We start from the raw sequence: 18126 nt of genomic DNA on the forward strand, positions 1-18126 counted from the left end.
GGCGCTCTCGCCCTGCTGGCCTTCGTCGTCTGACTCGGTGTCGTTCAGCCCTGTGGCGGGAAGGACACCGGGGACCAGTCTGACGCACCGCACTGACAGTCGGTGCCCCTCGGGGTCAAGTCGTGCCGAGCGGCACCAGAGCCTCCGAGAGCGAGTTGTGCACAGCCCCGTCTTCGAAACGATTCCCAGCCTCTATCTAGTTGGTCTTAGTAGTAGGGCCTGTGGAAACCGTGGATAACCGCGTTTTCGCAGGTCAGCTGGGATTTTTTGTCCACTGACCCTGTGGGCGAAGGCGGTGGACAACCGGGGGTCTCTGTGGACGACGAAAAGTTCTGCACACTCGATGCACAGCCTCGGGCCACTTCTCCCCAGATCCGTCCCCAGCTTTACCCACGTTCCCCACAGGCCAATCCGGCACCTTGGTGTGACGCCTTTCACTCGACACGGTGATCGGGCGCGTCACGTTGCCGAACAGTGGACAGGGGTGTGGAGAAGCTGGGGATGGCTGGGGACAACCGGCTCCAGCCTGTGGGTCGTCGGTGGACAACTTCGTGCACACCCTGTGGATCTTTTCTTCGTCCACAGTCTGTGGAGAGTCTTCGTCCACGAATCCACAGGGGGCTGACCTGGTCTGATGGTCTTTCAACAGCGGCCCCTGTGGACACGATCGGGACAACTTCGCGGTCCCCAGGGTGTGGACGCCAGAAAGTCACCGAATCTGTGGAGAGTGGCCGTAACCCGGCTCGTATTCGAACAGCTGATGTCGTTCCGGTAGCGGTGAAACGAGGGCCGACCGCCTCGAAGCGGGCCCCAGAAGCCCTCGAAGCCCCCTTGGGACCGGGTCTCAGCCCCCTTGCGGGCCCCTCGGAGCGAGGTCCAGCACCTTCCGTGGTTCCTCTCGGAGCCGGGTGCCGGAGGCTCTGGGACGGCTGCCGGAATCCCGCGCGGCGCGCGGACGAGAGCCGCGGGCCGGAACTGCGGGCTGGTGCCGCGCGCCGGAACAGCGCGCCAAACAGCGAAAGGCGCCCTCGGGACCGTGTCCCGGGGCGCCCTCGGCGGCCGTGCCGCCGCGCCTGTCAGCCGTTCTTGATGCGGTTGGTGAGCTCGGTGACCTGGTTGTAGATGGAGCGGCGCTCGGCCATCAGCGCGCGGATCTTGCGGTCGGCGTGCATGACGGTGGTGTGGTCGCGGCCGCCGAACTGCGCGCCGATCTTCGGCAGCGAGAGATCGGTGAGCTCGCGGCACAGGTACATGGCGATCTGCCGCGCGGTCACCAGGACGCGACTGCGTGAGGACCCGCACAGGTCGTCCACCGTGAGGCCGAAGTAGTCCGCGGTGGCCGCCATGATCGCGGTCGCGGTGATCTCCGGGGCGGAGTCCTCGCCGCCCGGGATCAGGTCCTTCAGGACGATCTCCGTGAGCCCGAGATCCACCGGCTGCCGGTTGAGCGACGCGAACGCCGTCACCCGGATCAGCGCGCCCTCCAGCTCACGGATGTTGCGCGAGATCCGGGACGCGATGAACTCGAGCACCTCCGGCGGAGCGTTGAGCTGCTCCTGCACCGCCTTCTTACGAAGGATGGCGATACGGGTCTCCAGCTCGGGCGGCTGGACGTCCGTGATCAGACCCCACTCGAAACGGTTCCGCAGCCGGTCCTCCAGGGTCACCAGCTGCTTGGGCGGCCGGTCGCTGGAGAGCACGATTTGCTTGTTCGCGTTGTGGAGCGTGTTGAAGGTGTGGAAGAACTCCTCCTGCGTCGACTCCTTGTCCGCCAGGAACTGGATGTCGTCGACCAACAGGATGTCCATCTCGCGGTACCGCTTGCGGAAGCTGTCGCCCTTGCCGTCGCGGATGGAGTTGATGAACTCGTTGGTGAACTCCTCGGAACTCACGTACCGCACCCGCGTGCCCGGGTAGAGGCTGCGCGCGTAGTGCCCGATCGCGTGCAGCAGGTGCGTCTTGCCGAGACCCGACTCCCCATAGATGAAGAGTGGGTTGTACGCCTTCGCCGGCGCCTCGGCGACGGCGACCGCGGCCGCGTGCGCGAAGCGGTTCGAGGCGCCGATGACGAACGTGTCGAAGAGGTACTTCGGGTTGAGGCGCGCGGTGGGCTCGCCCGGACCGGACGCCGGCGCGGGCTTCGCGCCCAGCGGGCCGGGAGCGCCGCTGGAGGACGGCAGCGAGGGGCCGCCGCGGTGCGACGGCGCACCGCCCGAGGACGGCTCCTGGAGGTCGCGGCGATCGGGGCGCTCGTACTCGGAGCGCGGCTGGTCGTAGTCCGGGCGCTGCTGCTCGTAGGGCGGGCGCTCCATCGACTGCGGCCGGTAGTCCTGCGAGGGCGAGGCGTACGGGTCGCGGTCGGGGAAGCCGAGACGCTGCTGCTGCCAGCCGTAGTCGTCCTGGGTGTGCCGCGGCCAGGCGCCGGGCTCGGGGCGCTGGTAGTCCGGGTAGGCGGGGCGGGCGGTCGGCAGGTGGTCCGCGCGGGACTGGTCGGAGCGGCCGGGCGGCAGCTGGTCGCCGGGGGCGCCCGGAAGCTGGTCGGAGCGACCGCCGCGGTGGTCACCCCGGTGGTCGTCGGCGCGGTGGCGGCCGTACCCCTCGTACCCGTCGCGGCGCTGTGCGTCATAGGAGTTGCGCTCGTCACGGCCCGGGGAGTCGTAGCCGCCCCGGTCTTCGCGGCCCTGGGAGTCGTAAGCGTGGCGCTCGTCACGGCCCTGGCCGCCGTAGCTGTTGCGGTCCTCGCCACCCTGGCCGCCATAGGGGTTCCGCTCGTCGCCGCCCTGACCGTCGTACGCGTCACGGCCCTGGCCGGAGCCCGAGGGGAGCTCGGGCTCGTCGTAGCGGGCCTGGGGGGCGGGCGGCGTCGGAGGCTGGGGTTCCCCGGCCGAGTCGTCGACGGTGATCGCGATGCGGATCGGCCGGCCGCACTCGCGGCTCAGCGTGTCGCTGACGATCGGCGCGAGACGTCCTTCGAGGACGCCCTTCGCGAATTCGTTCGGAACCGCGAGCAGCGCGGTGTCCGCGACCAGTGCCAGCGGCTGGCAGCGCTTGATCCAGTGCTCGTCCTTCGCCTCCACACCCTGACCGCGGCCCTCACCGAGGAGCTGTTCCAGTACTCGTGGCCACACTGCGGCAAGATCGGCAGGTACATCAGCCACAGGGCACGCTCTCTCACGGGTCCCACGAACGTGTGGTTCTGGGAACAGGTTGGGAAGTCAGTCGGGTGGTGCGGTGGGAACAAATCCGCTGGGGCGGTGGGAAGGGAACGAATCGGAGTTCAGCCACGGTAGTCAGGGCGACCGCTGCGGTTCAAGTTGTTGTCCCCAGCCTGTGGATAGTGTCTCCCGCCAGGAGCTGGTTTGACCGGATGGCGCAGCCGCGCGTACCGTAACCAGGTCGAGTTGTCGATGGCTGCTGCCGCCTGCCTCCGATGGGCACAGATCGCGAAGAGTGATCGGGAAGCGGTGCACTCGGGCGTAATGCGAGCTACCTCGTGGGCGCACGGTGACAGCCAGGACGGCACCCCGCCACCACCGATTCTTTCTGGAGCCCCCGAGTGAGCAAGCGCACCTTCCAGCCGAACAACCGTCGTCGCGCCAAGACCCACGGCTTCCGCCTGCGGATGCGCACCCGTGCCGGCCGCGCGATTCTCGCGAGCCGCCGTGGCAAGGGTCGCGCCAGCCTGTCCGCCTGATAACAACAGGTCATGATGTCGTGCTGCCTACCGAGCATCGGCTGAGGCGGCGCGAGGACTTCGCGACCGCGGTACGCCGAGGACGCCGGGCCGGACGCCCGCTCCTCGTCGTCCATCTACGTAGCGGTGCAACGGACCCGCACGCGCCTGGGGAGAGCGCTCCCCCGACGCGTGCGGGTTTCGTCGTGAGCAAGGCCGTGGGTGGAGCGGTTGTCCGCAACAAGGTGAAGCGCAGACTTCGCCATTTGATGCGTGACCGAGTCGCCCAGTTGCCCCCCGGTAGCCTGGTAGTCGTACGAGCGCTGCCCGGTGCGGGCGACGCCGACCATGAACAGCTGGCCCGAGACCTGGATGCCGCCCTTCAGCGGCTGCTGGGAGGGGGCGCGCGATGAAGTACCCGCTGCTGGCTCTTATCAAGCTGTACCAGTGGACGATCAGCCCGCTGCTCGGGCCGGTGTGCAAGTACTACCCGTCGTGCTCCCACTACGGCTACCAAGCCATCGATCGGCACGGTGCGATCAAGGGAACGGCACTCACCGCCTGGCGCATCCTCCGGTGCAATCCGTGGTCGCTGGGCGGCGTGGACCATGTTCCGCCGCGCAAGCGTCCGCGGTGGCACGAAATGCTGCGTAACGCCTGGCGCGCACGCAAGGGCGGGAACTCCGCCGCCGAACCGGCCATTGAGGGTCATGGAATGTCCGACCATCCCTCGAGCCCGGCCGCCGAGACCCCGTCCCATGCTCAAGGAGCCTGATTAGTGGACACGATTGCCAATCTTTTCAGCTTCATCACGACACCCGTTTCCTGGGTCATCGTCCAGTTCCACTCCGTGTACGGGAAGATCTTCGGTCCCGATACGGGCTGGGCCTGGGGCCTGTCCATCGTGTCCCTGGTGATCCTGATCCGTATCTGCCTCATCCCGCTCTTCGTGAAGCAGATCAAGTCGACTCGGGCGATGCAGACGCTGCAGCCCGAGATGAAGAAGATCCAGGAGCGCTACAAGAACGACAAGCAGCGCCAGTCCGAAGAGATGATGAAGCTGTACAAGGAGACGGGTACCAACCCGCTCTCCTCGTGCCTTCCCATCCTGGCGCAGTCGCCGTTCTTCTTCGCCCTGTTCCACGTGCTCAGCGGCATCGCGACGGGCAAGACGATCGGCGTCATCGACGATCAGCTGCTCGCCAGCGCCCGTAAGGCGCACATCTTCGGCGCACCGCTCGCGGCGAAGTTCACCGACAGCGCCGACAAGGTCGCCCAGCTCGGTGCCACTCTGACGGATGTCCGTGTCGTCACCGCGGTCATGATCGTGCTGATGTCGGCCTCGCAGTTCTACACCCAGCGTCAGCTGATGACGAAGAACGTCGACACCACGGTGAAGACGCCCTTCATGCAGCAGCAGAAGATGCTGATGTACGTCTTCCCGGTCATGTTCGCCGTCTTCGGCATCAACTTCCCGGTCGGTGTCCTCGTCTACTGGCTGACCACCAACGTGTGGACCATGGGCCAGCAGATGTACGTCATCCGCAACAACCCGACCCCGGGTTCCAAGGCTCAGGCGGCGTACCTCGAGCGCCTGCAGAAGCACGTCACGCACCACGAGAAGACGCGCAGCCGTGGCGAGAAGGCCATCGTCAAGGCGATCGTCACCAAGGGCCGCGACCGTAACGAGTTCGAGCGCAAGTTCATCAACAGCCTGACCAAGGTGGGCCTGGTGGCCCAGGCTGACGGCACTGTGGTGAAGGGTCAGGCCGAGGCGACGGTCGAGGCCGAGGACGGCACCACGACCACCACTGGTGGCGCTCCCAAGCGTCAGCAGCCGAAGCGCCAGTCCAAGTCCCAGCGTCAGTCGGGCACGGCGGCCGGTGGGGCGAAGGCGGCGGGTGAGCCCGAGCCGAAGACCTCGCTGACCAAGTCCGACGAGCCGCAGGACGCCAAGCCCGCCGCCAAGCCGGCAGGCGGCGGCAACAAGCCTGGCACTGGTACCCGCAGCAAAGCCCAGTCCGGACAGCGCAAGGGTCCGCAGCGGCCCAAGTCCCCGTCCAAGAAGTAAGAAGGAGTCCATCCCGTGACGGAAGGCACCACCTCCGCCGCCGCTGAGGGCGACACCCTGACCCGCCTTGAGCAGGAAGGCGAGATCGCGGCGGACTACCTCGAGGGTCTGCTGGACATCGCCGATCTCGACGGCGACATCGACATGGACGTCGAGGCCGACCGCGCCGCTGTCTCGATCATCAGCGACGCCAGCAGCCGTGACCTGCAGAAGCTGGTCGGTCGCGACGGCGAGGTGCTCGAGGCCCTCCAGGAGCTCACGCGCCTGGCCGTTCACCGGGAGACCGGGGACCGCAGCCGGCTGATGCTGGACATCGATGGCTACCGCGCCAAGAAGCGCGAGGAGCTCTCCGAGCTGGGCGCCAAGGCCGCGGCCGAGGTGAAGAGCTCCGGCGAGCCGGTGAAGATGAAGCCGATGACGCCCTTCGAGCGCAAGGTCGTCCACGACGCGGTCAAGGCCGCGGGTCTGCGCAGTGAGTCCGAGGGCGAGGAGCCGCAGCGCTTCGTCGTCGTGCTTCCCGCCTGATCGGTACGAAGGTTTCTTCGGCCCCGTCTGTTGAGCAGGCGGGGCCGAACTTTGTCAGCCTGATAGTCCCTCGTAGTTCCTGGTAATCCCTGGTAGCCCTGGTGGTCAGCGCTCAGCGCGCTTATGCGGTACGGAAGGACGGTCCCCGTGACGGAGGCAGCGGAGCTTCCCCCTGCGCCCGAGCAGGCGCGCGAGGTATTCGGCGATCGCTTCGAAGACGCGGTCCGGTACGCGGAGCTGCTGGCCGAGGCGGGAGTGCAGCGGGGGCTGATCGGCCCCCGCGAGGTGCCCCGGCTGTGGGAACGGCACCTGCTGAACTGCGCGGTGCTCTCCGAGGTCGTGCCCGAAGGCGTGACCGTGTGCGACGTCGGCTCCGGCGCGGGGCTGCCCGGCATTCCGCTGGCACTGGTCCGGGACGACATCAAGATCACTCTGCTGGAACCGCTGCTGCGGCGGACCAACTTCCTCACCGAGGTCGTCGAACTCCTCGGCCTCGACCATGTCACCGTCGTGCGCGGCCGCGCCGAGGAGGTCATGGGAAAGCTGCCGGCCGTCCACGTGGTGACGGCCAGGGCTGTCGCTCCACTGGACCGGCTGGCGGCATGGGGCATCCCCCTTCTCCGTCCGTACGGCGAGATGCTGGCTCTCAAGGGCGACACCGCTGAAGAGGAGCTGAAGAGCGCCGCGACGGCCCTCAGTAAGCTCGGCGCCGTGGAGACGTCGATCCTGCACGTCGGTGAAGGCATCGTGGACCCGCTGTCGACTGTGGTGAGGGTCGAGGTCGGGGAGAGCCCGGGTGGCGTGCGCTTCGCCGCGAAGAGGGCGAAGGCGGCCCGGACGGGGCGGACGCGCCGACGGCGCTGATCCTGAGCGCGAAATGGATCGTGGACTCCCGGTTCCGCAGGGCGGAGCCGGGAGTTTTTTATCACTCTGGCTGATCCGTCCTGACGACGAGCCGTACTCCACACAAGCTGCCAAACCTACGCATCTCGGAGTGTCGCGCCGTGATGGCCCTGGCCGCTAGGCATCGTGTTTCACGTGAAACGTCGCTCACTGCTGCACGGCATCATCAGTCGCGGCCGCGCCGCGGCCGAACCCCGCGACCGGAAGCCTCTCGGTTCACTCGCGGAGGGTGCGGAGTTGTCCACAGAGGTGGATTTCTCCACAGAAGAACGGGCCTCGCTGGTTCACGACCCCGAAGACATGGGAGGCTCTGTTCATTGCGAGCCTGAAGTCGAGGAGAGTGAATCCTTGCGGTCCGACGCCAACATCGCGGGACCGATGACCGATCCGGTCCCCGGTCCCCGTACCGAGTCGATGGGGGAGGATGTTTCACGTGAAACACCACCCCCAATGGACGACACTCCTATTGGTCGTGCTGCCCAACTGGCGGTGGAGGCGCTGGGTCGCGCCGGTGAGGGCCTGCCACGGCCCGAACGGACCCGCGTCATGGTCGTCGCCAACCAGAAGGGTGGGGTGGGCAAGACCACGACCACGGTCAACCTTGCTGCCTCGCTTGCCCTGCATGGCGGCCGTGTCCTGGTGATCGACCTCGACCCTCAGGGCAACGCCTCCACCGCGCTCGGCATCGATCATCACGCCGAGGTGCCTTCCATCTACGACGTGCTGATTGACAGCAAGCCGCTCTCCGAAGTCGTCCAGCCGGTCCCCGATGTCGAGGGCCTCTTCTGTGCGCCTGCCACGATCGATCTCGCCGGTGCGGAGATCGAGCTGGTGTCCCTGGTGGCACGGGAGAGCCGTCTGGAGCGAGCAATCCAGGCGTATGAGCAGCCGCTGGACTACATCCTCATCGACTGCCCGCCGTCGCTCGGCCTCCTCACGGTCAACGCGCTGGTCGCCGGTGCGGAGGTCCTCATTCCTATCCAGTGTGAGTACTACGCGCTGGAGGGCCTGGGCCAGCTTTTGCGTAACGTCGACCTGGTGCGGGGGCATCTCAACCCCAACCTCCATGTCTCGACGATCCTGCTCACCATGTACGACGGCCGGACGCGCCTCGCGTCCCAGGTCGCGGACGAGGTGCGCAGCCACTTCGGTGACGAGGTGCTGCGGACGAGCATTCCTCGCTCGGTCCGCATCTCCGAGGCTCCGAGCTACGGCCAGACGGTGCTGACCTACGATCCAGGGTCGAGCGGCGCCCTCTCGTATCTTGAGGCCGCACGAGAAATCGCCCTCCGCGGAGTCGGAGTGGCGTACGACGCGCAGAACGCCCATGTGGGCGGACAGAACAGTCAGAACATGGTGGAGGGGATCCAGTGAGTGAGCGACGACGAGGGCTGGGGCGGGGCCTCGGCGCACTGATCCCCGCGGCTCCGACAGAGAAGACGGTTCCCTCGCCGGCAGGCGGAGTCTCCGCCTCGTCGGCGGCTGGACCCGTGCTCACGGCAGAGCGCGGGGTCGCCGCGGCGAAGGTGACCACACTGCCGCCTGTTTCACATGAAACAGAGGAGTCGCCGACGATCGGGACCGCGGAGGTGCCCTCCGCGCCTGTCGGAGCTCACTTTGCTGAACTGCCTCTCGACTACGTCACTCCCAACCCGCGTCAGCCCCGTGAGGTGTTCGACGAGGACGCTCTTGCCGAGCTGGTTACCTCCATCAAGGAGGTCGGGCTTCTCCAGCCGGTCGTGGTGCGTCAGGTGGGTCCGACGCGCTACGAGCTCATCATGGGTGAGCGGCGCTTCCGTGCCTGCCGTGAGGCGGGGCTTGAGGCCATTCCTGCGATCGTGCGGGCCACGGAGGACGAGAAGCTTCTCCTGGACGCACTGCTGGAGAACCTGCACCGCGCCCAGCTGAACCCGCTGGAAGAGGCGGCTGCCTACGACCAGCTGCTGCAGGACTTCAACTGCACGCATGACCAGCTGGCCGACCGTATCGGTCGCTCGCGCCCGCAGGTCTCCAACACCCTGCGGCTGCTGAAGCTCTCGCCGGCGGTTCAGCGTCGTGTCGCCGCCGGAGTACTCTCCGCGGGCCACGCCCGCGCTCTGCTCTCCGTCGCGGACTCGGAGGAGCAGGACCGGCTGGCCCACCGCATCGTGGCCGAGGGACTGTCGGTGCGGGCCGTCGAGGAGATCGTCACCCTCATGGGGTCGCGCCCTCAGACCGCTCCGCGTTCCAAGGGACCGCGGGCCGGTACCCGGCTCTCCCCGGCACTGAGCGACCTTGCCACCCGCCTCTCGGACCGCTTCGAGACCCGCGTGAAGGTCGACCTAGGGCAGAAGAAGGGAAAGATCACGGTCGAGTTCGCCTCGATGGACGACCTCGAGCGCATCCTCAGCTCTCTCGCCCCCGGTGAGGGAGGCGTTCTCCAGAGGAGTCTCCTGGACGACGACTCCGAGGACACGGAGGCCTGAGTCGCGCGGCCACGGGGCCGTTCCCGTCGGTCGACCACAAGAGCGGGTCGTGTCCGGTGTGTACCGGAACACGGCCTGCTCTTTGCTTTCAGGCAGTATCGATGCAATCGCATCGTGGATACGATGCGAACGGGTATGGCGCATCCACCTGGCGGCACCTTCATTGGGGAGGCGGGGGCCATGCAAACCGTGAGCCGTACCGGACTGGTGACCGCGGGCCTGGGACTGGGGGCGGTCGGTGGGTTCATCGGCAGCCTGCTCAGGGAACGAAGCGCTCTGACAGCAGCTCGCGATGCTGCGGGCGACGGAAGCGAGGAACATCCTTCATGGGGCGCCGGCTCGTACCGCTCACGCTGGACAACCTTCCGGACCTTCCCAAGCGCTGTCGCGCGTGTGTCTTCTGGGAACTGGATCCCGTCAGTGGGGAAGCCGCGGTAAAGGCAGGAAGGCCCGAACTCGAGAAGGAGGCGTGGATCTCTGCTGTCCTTCTGGAGTGGGGATCCTGCGGCCGCGTGGTCTACGTGGACGACGTACCGGTGGGCTTCGTGCTGTACGCGCCCCCTGCCTACGTACCCCGCTCCACCGCGTTTCCCACGAGCCCGGTCTCACCGGACGCCGTCCAGCTGATGACCGCCTTCATCATGCCGGGCTATCAGGGGCAGGGACTCGGCCGGGTGATGGTGCAGACGGTCGCCAAGGATCTGTTGCGCCGAGGGTTCAAGGCGATCGAGGCTTTTGGGGACGAACGGTGGAAGGAACCGGCCTGTGTGCTCCCCGCCGACCATCTCCTCGCGGTCGGCTTCAAGACGGTGCGCCCCCACCCCAGGTACCCCCGTCTGAGGCTGGAGCTGCGGACGACGCTCTCCTGGAAGGAAGACGTGGAGTTGGCGCTGGACCGCCTCCTGGGAGCGGTACAGAAGGAACCGGCGCTTCGTCCTCTGTAGCCGTGTAGCCGTGTAGCCGTCCGCTGACGCCACCCCTCCGCCATGCGAATGGGCCAGCCCTTCCGGGCTGGCCCATTCGTGTTTCACGTGAAACATCGCCGTCGTTGAAGGACGGCGCTTCCGGTCAGACGGTCTTCTCGGCGCCCTCGGTGATGAAGTCCTCCAGGTCGCGGACGATCGCGGCCTTCGGCTTCGCACCCACGATGGTCTTGGCGACCTCGCCACCCTGGTAGACGTTCAGGGTCGGGATGGACATGACGCCGTACTTGGCGGCGGTACCCGGGTTCTCGTCGATGTTGAGCTTGACGACCTCGATCTGGTCGCCGTACTCCGCGGCGATCGCCTCGAGGGACGGCGCGATCTGACGGCACGGACCGCACCAGGCGGCCCAGAAGTCCACCAGGACGGGCTTGTCGTTCTTGAGGACGTCCTGCTCGAAGGAATCGTCGGTCACATTCTTCAGGGTGCCGGCCACGGCGGGCTCCTTAACTGGTTGGTGCGGTGGGGTGGACGGGGGTCAGACGGTGGCAGCCGCGGCGGTCTCGCTGTCCGCGAGGGCAGCGAGGTAGCGCTCGGCGTCGAGGGCGGCGGAGCAGCCGGTGCCGGCCGCGGTGATCGCCTGGCGGTACGTGTGGTCGACGACATCACCGGCGCCGAAGACACCGGTCAGGTTCGTCCGGGTCGAAGGCGCTTCGACCTTGAGGTAGCCCTCCTCGTCCAGGTCGAGCTGGCCCTTGAAGAGTTCGGTGCGCGGGTCGTGGCCGATCGCGATGAACAGGCCGGTCACCGCCAGGTCGGAGATCTCACTGGTCTTGAGGTTGCGCAGCTTCAGGCCGGCAAGCTTGGGGTCGCCCTCGATAGTGGCGATCTCGCTGTCCCAGACGAAGTTGATCTTCGGGTCGGCGAAGGCACGCTCCTGCATCGCCTTGGAGGCGCGCAGGGTGTCGCGGCGGTGCACGATCGTCACGGACTTGGCGAAGCGGGAGAGGAAGGTGGCCTCCTCCATCGCGGTGTCGCCACCGCCGATCACTGCGATGTCGTGGTCCTTGAAGAAGAAGCCGTCACAGGTCGCGCACCACGAGACGCCGCGCCCGGAGAGCGCGTCCTCGTTGGGCAGACCGAGCTTGCGGTGCTGCGAGCCCGTCGTGACGATGACGGCCTTGGCGCGGTGCACGGTGCCCGCGGTGTCCGTGACGGTCTTGATCTCGCCCGTCAGGTCGACAGCGACGACGTCGTCCGGGATCAGCTCGGCACCGAAACGCTCGGCCTGGGCGCGCATGTTGTCCATGAGCTCGGGGCCCATGATGCCGTCCTGGAAACCGGGGAAGTTCTCCACCTCGGTGGTGTTCATCAGCGCACCACCGGCGGTGACGGCGCCTTCGAAGACCAGTGGCTTCAGCGACGCGCGCGCGGTGTAGAGCGCTGCCGTGTAGCCGGCAGGCCCGGATCCGATGATGATCACGTTACGGACGTCGCTCACGGCTTGATTCCTCGTCTCTGGAGACTGCTGCGTACTACCGGTGGGAGCCTCTCTCAGAACTCTCACCCCACCCAACGGATCCTAAGGGGCTTGCATTCCCTCTGTGTCCGGGCACACGGAGGCGGGACACTGCGCAGAGATCCCATGGGGTTATTGGGGAGGGGGCCGGTCGACGCGGAGCCGCTCAGGAGCGGGCGTACGAGTGCGTCAGCAGGAGCTTGCCAGGGGACGCCGAAGCCTGCTTTACACACGCGGCTTCGACGATGTACGCCGTGACCTTCGTGCTGTCGGAGGCGTCGGGCACTACGACGAGATACACCGTCGTCCCCTTGTATGTGCCCTGTTGCGCCGCGAGGATCGTCGCGGCGCTTCCGGTTCCCTTCTGAATGCAGTCCGGGACCTGCACCGTGGGTGTGATCAAGGTGTCGACCCCGGCGGACCCGTTGCCCGCGTCGTTGGACTGGACTCCCCAAGGACGCTTCGGGCTGGCGGAGGGGGTGCTCGCGCTCTTGTTCTTCGCGAGGAGATCCGCGACCTGAGTCTTCAGCTTCCCCTCGGAGAAAGTGTCCTTCGCTCCCTGCTGCGTCACCGTCTGCGGGCTCTTGCCGGAGCCGTCGACCAGCGACTGCACGAGGATCGTGCCCAGCCCGAGAGCGGCGGCCGTGAACACCGTGCCGAGAACGACCACCCTGCGGCGCCCACGGCGGCCCCGACGTGAGCGACCGGGGCCGGTGGCAGCGTGGGGCCGTCCCGAGGGGCGGTCAGTGAGGGAAGCGGGGCTCGGTTCGCCCGACGTGAGTGAAACCCCGGCGAGCGATGTTTCACGTGAAACACTCGCGCTGTCGTCCTCGGCCGCTTCACGGTCGGGCGCCGTGGCACTCAGGAGAGCCTCCGCGGCAAGGGCGGCATCGATACGCCCGGCCACATCATCGGGCATGCGCGTGGGGCCCGGCAGAGTGCCGAGCAGCCCCCGGATCTCCTCCAGGGAGTCGTACACGTCGGCGCAGAGCACGCACTCGTCGAGGTGTCGCCGTACGTCCGCAGTGCGGGAAGGCGGGAGCAGTCCCTCGGAGAGGTCGGAGATCTCCGCGACATCCGGGTGCCCGGCCGTATCCGTCGTGGATGTCACGCTCGCCCACCTCCGCCCTTCACAGCAGCTGAATCGCTTGGTCCTGCATCGCGTGGACCTGCATCATGCGGTCCCGCTGCCGGTGGGACGGATGTCCCCTGCGTCCGGTTCCTTCCGCCCCCCGACTTGTTGCCGCCCTCGCCATTTCCGTTCTCGGTACGGAGATGGGTGAGCAGTGGCAGCAGTCTGGCTCTGCCCCGTGCGCAACGGCTTTTCACCGTGCCGACGGGCACATCGAGGACGCGGGCCGCCTCCGCGACGGGGTAGCCCTGCATGTCCACAAGGACGAGAGCGGCGCGCTGGTCGGCCGGGAGCGTACTCAGTGCTGTCAGCAGCTCGCGGTGCAGATCGTTGCGCTCGGCCGGGGCGGAGGCGGACTCGTGCGGTTCGAGGAGCTGTTCCAGGCGTTCGGTGTCATCGACGGGAGACGTCTTCCTGGACGCTGCCTTGCGGGCGCGGTCCAGGCAGGCGTTCACCGTGATGCGGTGCAGCCAGGTCGTGACGGCCGACTGGCCGCGGAAGGTGTGAGCGGCCCGGTAGGCGGAGACCAGCGCGTCCTGGACGGCGTCAGCGGCCTCCTCGCGGTCTCCCAGCGTCCTCAGGGCTACTGCCCAGAGCCGGTCGCGATGACGCCGCACGATCTCGCCGAAGGCCTCGTGGTCGCCCTCTACGTGACGGGCGAGGAGGTCCTGATCGCTTGCGTCGCCGTATCCGGTTTCGTCGGCCATCGGACCCCCTCCCCTTCGTCGACGAACGTCAGCCGGTGAACTTCACGTCCGTGATGGCTTGCTTGTAGCCGGCGCCGCTGTACTGATCACCGGACGCGTAGGGCATCGCCGTGATCCAGAGCAGCACGTACTGAGTCTTCGCCTTCTTGCTGACCGTGATCTTCGCGCTGGTGCCGCTCGTCGTCATGGTCCCGATCTTCGTCATCGAATCCACCGACGTCGAGGAACTCATCGAGTCCGTCCCATAGAGGGTGATCGTCGTGTGGCCCCCGGGGTACCGGAGCCCTATCGAAGCCCCCGTGACGGTCTGCTGCGAACCGAGGTCGTAGACGATGCCGACGCCGGGCTTGAAGGCCGGCTTCATCTCTGGACCGTCCACGAAGCTCTTGCTCCGCCAGTACGTCGAGCTGTCGCCGTCGTACGTCTTGCCCACGTCCCCGGGTGCCTGGGCGTCACCCTTCGCGACGTACTCCTGCGCACCCTTGATGGCGATCGGCTTGACCGGCTTGGTCTTGTCGGTGCCCTTGCCGTTGCCGTCCGTCGTCTTGGTCTTCTGCGTGTCGTCGGACTTGCTGTGTTGCATCAGAGTCTCCGCGAGCTGCCAGCTGCCGAGGCCCAGGGCGGCGATCAGGAGGGCCGACACGGCCCACTTGAGGGCCTTGCCGGTGCGGCTCTGCAGCGGGGGCGGCGGGGCCGTCACGGGCTGCGTGGCGCCCATGCGGGGCGCGGGGCGGCCGTAGCCCTGCTGGTACGAGGTGCGCTGGTACTCCGGCGGGGCCGTGAACGTGGGCTCCGGCGGGCGGATGCGGGGCATCTCGGCGATCGCCTTCACCAGTTCCTCCGGCGTGGTGCACGGAGTCTCGTGGCGGGAGGCGGTCGCGCCGTCGTTGGCGAGCGCACGCATGGCGAGCTCCGACAGGCCCCGGTGGACACCGGCGCGTACCTGGTCGGGGGCGATCAGGCCGACCCCCTTGGGGAGCCCGGACAGACCGTAGGCGTCGTTGTCGTAGGGCCAGCGCTGGGTGAGCGCGGCGTACAGGAGCGCCCCGATAGCCTCCGTGTCGGTGCGCTGCGGGGTGTCCGAGCTGATGCCGCGCAGCGCGGCGTTCACGGCGAGCCCACGGATGCGCCACTGGCCGGACGAGGTGCGCAGCACGGCACTGGGCGTCAGCCGCAGATGCGCGAGGCCCTCACGGTGCGCGGCGGCCATGGCCTGGGAGACCTGGCTGACCATCTGGTAGGCCTCGTGCACCTCCAGCGGGCCCGAGGCCAGCAGCGCGGTCAGCTCCGTGGCGTCCGGCAGCCACTCGTGCACCACATAGACGAGGTCGTTCTCCTCGACCGCGTCCAGGACCTGGACGAACCGGGGATCACCCAGCAGGGCCGAGGAACGGGCCGCCGCCAGTACGGAGCGGGCCCGTGGATGGTCGGCGGGCAGGAGATGCACGCCGACGGCGCGGCGGAGTTTCTCGTCCACCGCACGCCAACTGCTGAAACCGTCCAGACGGGTGACACACTCCTCGAGGCGGTAACGCCTGGCGAGTTTGTGTCCGCTGTGCAATTCGGGCGGTGAGGCCTTTCCGGGACTCTCGGTCCCGCCGCTCCCCTGTGCCTCTTCGCTGTCCGTCTCCCGCTCCCGGTTCTGGGCCACCCCGTCGGACGTGGACTGGTCCGCCTTGGCGGTCAGCGGCTCGTCGCCGCTGTTGTCTGCCACGTCGACGGCAGCCGTGCTCCGTTCCGCCACCGTCGTTCCCGCCTCCCCATTCATTGCGCGCTGTCCGACGCAGAAACCAATTGTGCCCACAGTCCGGCGCTATGCACGACACACGGCGACGGACGATGGTTGTGCGCCTACCCCCGCCTCAGCGCCCCAGGCGCCCGCGGACCATTCCGACCATTGAGTTGAGTTCTTCGATGCGCATCTTCCGCGCGGCGACGTAGAAGACGCCGAGCAGGGCGATGCCGCCCGCGAGGAGGGCCGCCAGGGAGCCCCCGACGCCCTGTCCGAGGGTGTGGCCGATGCCGTAGCAGGCCGCGCCGCTCAGCAGGGCCGCGGGCACCGAGGCGATGCCGAGACGGGCGTACGTGCGCAGGACGCGATTGCCGTCCAGGTCCCCGCCGAGCCGCTTGCGCAGCCTGCTCCAGGCGACACCGACGCCGATCGCGTAGGCGAGACCGTAGGAGGCGGCCATGCCGACCACGGCCCAGCGGGCCGGAAGCACGAAGTAGCACGCGGCGGAGGCCACGGCGTTGACGGCGGCGACGATGACCGTGTTGTAGAAGGGGGTGCGCGTGTCCTCGTACGCGTAGAAGGCACGCAGGACGACGTACTGCACGGAGTACGGGATCAGGCCGAGGCCGAAGGCCATGAGCATGAAGCCCATGTTGGTGGCTTCGCTGGTGCCCGAGGAACCGAAGATCAGGGTGCACATCGGGATGCCGAGGGCGACGAAGCCGAAGGCGATCGGCACGATGGCCACGGCAGTCGTGCGCAGTCCCTGAGAGATGTCGTCACGGACGGCGCCGCTGTCGCCCTCGGCCGCCGAGCGGGCCAGGCGCGGCAGCAGGGCGGCCATCAAGGACACGGTGATGATCGCCTGCGGCAGGCCCCAGATCAGCTGGGCGTTGGCATAGGCCGCGAAGCCGGTGCCGTCGGCAGGAGAGTCCTTGCCCGCGGCGGTGGACAACTGGGAGACCACGATCGCGCCCGCCTGGTTGGCGAGGACGAAGAGCACGGTCCACTTGGCGAGCATCGCCGCCTTGCCGAGGCCATGGCCCTTCCAGTCGAAGCGCAGTCGCAGCCGGAATCCGGTCTCGCGCAGGTAGGGAATCATCGCCAGGGCCTGCACGACCAGGCCGAGCAGGACGCCGACGCCGAGGAGACGCTCGCCATCCGGCGGGATGGTCGTGACCTTCATACCGGAGTTCGCCGCGGAGCCGTAGACCCACATGAACATGCCGAGCGTGAAGATGATGACGATGTTGTTGAGGACCGGGGTCCACATCATCGCGCCGAACTTGCCGCGCGCATTGAGGATCTGGCCCATCACCACGTGGATGCCCATGAAGAAGATCGAGGGCAGGAAGTAGCGGACGAAGGTGATGCCGACCTGGTTGGCCGCCGGATCGCTGGCGACCGGGTTCGACAGCAGCCGGATCAGGACCGGAGCGGCGAAGATGCCGAGTGCGGTGAGGGCGCCGAGGGCCACCATGACGACGGTGAGCAGCCGGTTGGCGTATGCCTCGCCGCCGTCGTCGTCCTCCTTCATGGCGCGCACGAGCTGCGGCACGAAGACGGAGTTCAGGCCGCCGCCGACGGTCAGGATGTAGATCATCGTCGGGAGCTGGTAAGCGACCTGGAAGGTGTCGCCGAGCAGGCCGACGCCCAGCGCGGAGACGATCAGCGCGGAGCGGATGAAGCCGGTGAGCCGGGACACCAGCGTGCCCGCCGCCATCACGGCGCTCGACTTCAGCAGGCCCGACGCGCGTCCGGCGGGCTTCTTCGCGGTGGGCGCCGGCTCGGGCGCGGGGGTCTGCGGGGCGGCCGGAGCCGGCTCGTGGGTCGGCGACGGTACGCCGGGCGGGGCGACGGACGTACGGGTGCCCGCCTGGCCCTGGTCGCGGAAGAGGTGGGCGAAGGCGTCGGGCTCGTGCTGCTGCTCGCCGGCCTGGGTCACGAGGTCGTCCACGCCGACGAACTGGGTCGTGCGGGCGTCCTCGCCGTAGGGCAGATGCCGTGTCGGGCCCGCGGGCTCCGGCGGGGGCGTCTGGGCCCACACACGAGGGTCGGGGGTGTACTGCGAGGCAGGAGGCTGGGCGTAGAGCGGCTGCTGCGGGTAGTAGGAGCCCGGGGGCGGCGGGGGGTGCGCCGCACGGTCGTAGAGCGCCTCGGTCACCGGATCCTGGGCGGCGAGGTCCTGCGCCCGGTACGGGTCCTGGGTATAGGCGTCCTGGAAGTACATGTCCTGGTACTGCCCCTGCGGCTGCTGCGCGGGGTCGGCCGGTGGCCCCTCCGGGTACCCCTCGGGGTAGCCGGCGTTGGCCATGCCCTGGTCCGGGTAGCCCTCGGGGTAGCCCGAGCCGCCCGCGGCGTGGTCCGGGTAGCCCTCGGGGTAGCCCGAGTTGCCCGCGCCCTGGCCGCGGTCACCGTCGTACGGCGCGTTCATGGTTACCCCACCTCATCGTCCCCGGGCCCACCGGCCACGACA

General features: G+C 68.0%; 16 protein-coding genes. 9 read left to right on the top strand and 7 right to left on the bottom strand.

What is annotated here, in order from left to right:
* Positions 1–1076 precede the first annotated feature (1076 nt).
* Positions 1077–3158: a chromosomal replication initiator protein DnaA gene (dnaA, locus tag ACIRA5_RS41465; protein ID WP_403700109.1), complete on the bottom strand. Its 2082-nt coding sequence runs from the start codon at positions 3156–3158 to the stop codon at positions 1077–1079.
* 398 nt (positions 3159–3556) lie between these two features.
* Here dnaA and rpmH point away from each other — a divergent pair, with 398 nt between their 5' ends.
* The 9 genes from rpmH to ACIRA5_RS41510 all read left to right on the top strand — a co-directional run bounded on the left by rpmH (position 3557) and on the right by ACIRA5_RS41510 (position 10581).
* The gene (rpmH, locus tag ACIRA5_RS41470) at positions 3557–3694 is read left to right on the top strand and encodes a 50S ribosomal protein L34 (protein ID WP_010985740.1); all 138 of its coding nucleotides are present in this window, start codon (positions 3557–3559) and stop codon (positions 3692–3694) included.
* A gap of 20 nt (positions 3695–3714) precedes the next feature.
* On the top strand, positions 3715–4086 hold the full coding sequence (gene rnpA / locus ACIRA5_RS41475) for a ribonuclease P protein component (protein WP_075031495.1): 372 nt from the start codon (positions 3715–3717) through the stop codon (positions 4084–4086).
* On the top strand, positions 4083–4448 hold the full coding sequence (gene yidD / locus ACIRA5_RS41480; RefSeq protein WP_054236429.1) for a membrane protein insertion efficiency factor YidD: 366 nt from the start codon (positions 4083–4085) through the stop codon (positions 4446–4448). The genes rnpA and yidD overlap by 4 nt, the downstream gene beginning before the upstream one ends.
* Before the next feature lie 3 nt (positions 4449–4451).
* Entirely contained in the window at positions 4452–5744 is a 1293-nt protein-coding gene (gene yidC, locus ACIRA5_RS41485; RefSeq protein ID WP_403700114.1) for a membrane protein insertase YidC, read from the top strand.
* 15 nt (positions 5745–5759) lie between these two features.
* Positions 5760–6269: a protein jag gene (locus ACIRA5_RS41490; protein WP_403700116.1), complete on the top strand. Its 510-nt coding sequence runs from the start codon at positions 5760–5762 to the stop codon at positions 6267–6269.
* Positions 6270–6416: 147 nt separating this feature from the next.
* Positions 6417–7133 carry a 16S rRNA (guanine(527)-N(7))-methyltransferase RsmG gene (rsmG, locus tag ACIRA5_RS41495; protein ID WP_403700119.1) on the top strand — a complete coding sequence of 239 codons (717 nt, stop codon included), beginning with the start codon at positions 6417–6419 and terminating at the stop codon, positions 7131–7133.
* A 339-nt stretch (positions 7134–7472) separates the two neighbouring features.
* Complete coding sequence (locus tag ACIRA5_RS41500; protein WP_403700420.1) at positions 7473–8546, top strand: ParA family protein; 1074 nt, start codon at positions 7473–7475, stop codon at positions 8544–8546.
* Positions 8543–9637 carry a ParB/RepB/Spo0J family partition protein gene (locus ACIRA5_RS41505; protein WP_403700122.1) on the top strand — a complete coding sequence of 365 codons (1095 nt, stop codon included), beginning with the start codon at positions 8543–8545 and terminating at the stop codon, positions 9635–9637. The genes ACIRA5_RS41500 and ACIRA5_RS41505 overlap by 4 nt, the downstream gene beginning before the upstream one ends.
* 326 nt (positions 9638–9963) lie before the next feature.
* Entirely contained in the window at positions 9964–10581 is a 618-nt protein-coding gene (locus tag ACIRA5_RS41510; RefSeq protein ID WP_403700125.1) for a GNAT family N-acetyltransferase, read from the top strand.
* Between the two features lie 124 nt (positions 10582–10705).
* On the opposite strand, the gene trxA is transcribed toward ACIRA5_RS41510, so the two are convergent.
* From trxA to murJ, 6 genes are all read right to left on the bottom strand, one after another.
* Positions 10706–11056 carry a thioredoxin gene (gene trxA / locus ACIRA5_RS41515; RefSeq protein WP_329533345.1) on the bottom strand — a complete coding sequence of 117 codons (351 nt, stop codon included), beginning with the start codon at positions 11054–11056 and terminating at the stop codon, positions 10706–10708.
* A 42-nt stretch (positions 11057–11098) separates the two neighbouring features.
* Positions 11099–12061, bottom strand: coding sequence for a thioredoxin-disulfide reductase (trxB, locus tag ACIRA5_RS41520; protein ID WP_403700128.1), 963 nt, complete (start codon positions 12059–12061; stop codon positions 11099–11101).
* Between the two features lie 184 nt (positions 12062–12245).
* Positions 12246–13190 (bottom strand): anti-sigma factor family protein, encoded by a 945-nt coding sequence (locus ACIRA5_RS41525; protein WP_403700131.1) that lies wholly within the window; start codon positions 13188–13190, stop codon positions 12246–12248.
* Positions 13187–13918: an RNA polymerase sigma factor SigM gene (gene sigM, locus ACIRA5_RS41530; RefSeq protein ID WP_403700134.1), complete on the bottom strand. Its 732-nt coding sequence runs from the start codon at positions 13916–13918 to the stop codon at positions 13187–13189. Before sigM ends, ACIRA5_RS41525 begins: the two co-directional genes overlap by 4 nt.
* A 28-nt stretch (positions 13919–13946) precedes the next feature.
* On the bottom strand, positions 13947–15662 hold the full coding sequence (locus tag ACIRA5_RS41535; RefSeq protein WP_403700137.1) for a serine/threonine protein kinase: 1716 nt from the start codon (positions 15660–15662) through the stop codon (positions 13947–13949).
* A 118-nt stretch (positions 15663–15780) separates the two neighbouring features.
* Positions 15781–18084, bottom strand: a complete 2304-nt coding sequence (gene murJ / locus ACIRA5_RS41540) for a murein biosynthesis integral membrane protein MurJ (RefSeq protein ID WP_403700140.1) — start codon at positions 18082–18084, stop codon at positions 15781–15783.
* Between the last annotated feature and the right edge of the window lie 42 nt (positions 18085–18126).

It is taken from the genome of Streptomyces sp. NPDC096311 (genome assembly GCF_044763085.1).
Taxonomy (GTDB): Bacteria; Actinomycetota; Actinomycetes; order Streptomycetales; family Streptomycetaceae; genus Streptomyces.